Genomic DNA, 1,270 nt, shown 5'->3' with positions numbered 1-1,270 from the left:
AAACGGGTGCTAATACTGGATATTCACTTGCCTTCGCATGGGGGTTGGTGGAAAGGGTTTTTTCTGGTGGGGGATGGGCTCGCGGCCTATCAGCTTGTTGGTGGGGTGATGGCCTACCAAGGCTTTGACGGGTAGCCGGCCTGAGAGGGTGACCGGTCACATTGGGACTGAGATACGGCCCAGACTCCTACGGGAGGCAGCAGTGGGGAATATTGCACAATGGGCGGAAGCCTGATGCAGCGACGCCGCGTGAGGGATGGAGGCCTTCGGGTTGTAAACCTCTTTCGCTCATGGTCAAGCCGCAGCTTTGGGTTGTGGTGAGGGTAGTGGGTAAAGAAGCGCCGGCTAACTACGTGCCAGCAGCCGCGGTAATACGTAGGGCGCGAGCGTTGTCCGGAATTATTGGGCGTAAAGGGCTTGTAGGCGGTTGGTCGCGTCTGCCGTGAAATCCTCTGGCTTAACTGGGGGCGTGCGGTGGGTACGGGCTGACTTGAGTGCGGTAGGGGAGACTGGAACTCCTGGTGTAGCGGTGGAATGCGCAGATATCAGGAAGAACACCGGTGGCGAAGGCGGGTCTCTGGGCCGTTACTGACGCTGAGGAGCGAAAGCGTGGGGAGCGAACAGGATTAGATACCCTGGTAGTCCACGCTGTAAACGTTGGGCACTAGGTGTGGGGGCCACCCGTGGTTTCTGCGCCGTAGCTAACGCTTTAAGTGCCCCGCCTGGGGAGTACGGCCGCAAGGCTAAAACTCAAAGGAATTGACGGGGGCCCGCACAAGCGGCGGAGCATGCGGATTAATTCGATGCAACGCGAAGAACCTTACCAAGGCTTGACATGCACGGCGGCACTGCAGAGATGTGGTGGCATTTAGTTGGTCGTGTGCAGGTGGTGCATGGTTGTCGTCAGCTCGTGTCGTGAGATGTTGGGTTAAGTCCCGCAACGAGCGCAACCCTTGCCCTATGTTGCCAGCACGTGATGGTGGGGACTCGTGGGGGACTGCCGGGGTTAACTCGGAGGAAGGTGGGGATGACGTCAAATCATCATGCCCCTTATGTCTTGGGCTTCACGCATGCTACAATGGTTGGTACAGAGGGTTGCGATATCGTGAGGTGGAGCGAATCCCTTAAAGCCAGTCTCAGTTCGGATTGGGGTCTGCAACTCGACCCCATGAAGGTGGAGTCGCTAGTAATCGCAGATCAGCAACGCTGCGGTGAATACGTTCTCGGGCCTTGTACACACCGCCCGTCACGTCACGAAAGTTGGTAACAC

At 57.8% G+C, this 1,270-nt stretch carries 1 rRNA gene; it reads left to right on the top strand.

Annotation, left to right across the window (positions count from 1 at the left end):
• Positions 1–1,270: ribosomal RNA gene (locus tag O3669_RS10840) — 16S ribosomal RNA — on the top strand; the annotation flags it as partial.

This window comes from Pauljensenia sp. 20925_1_34 (assembly GCF_041432775.1).
In the GTDB taxonomy this organism is placed as follows: domain Bacteria; phylum Actinomycetota; class Actinomycetes; order Actinomycetales; family Actinomycetaceae; genus Pauljensenia.
This window is presented reverse-complemented; position numbering and strand designations above follow the sequence as displayed.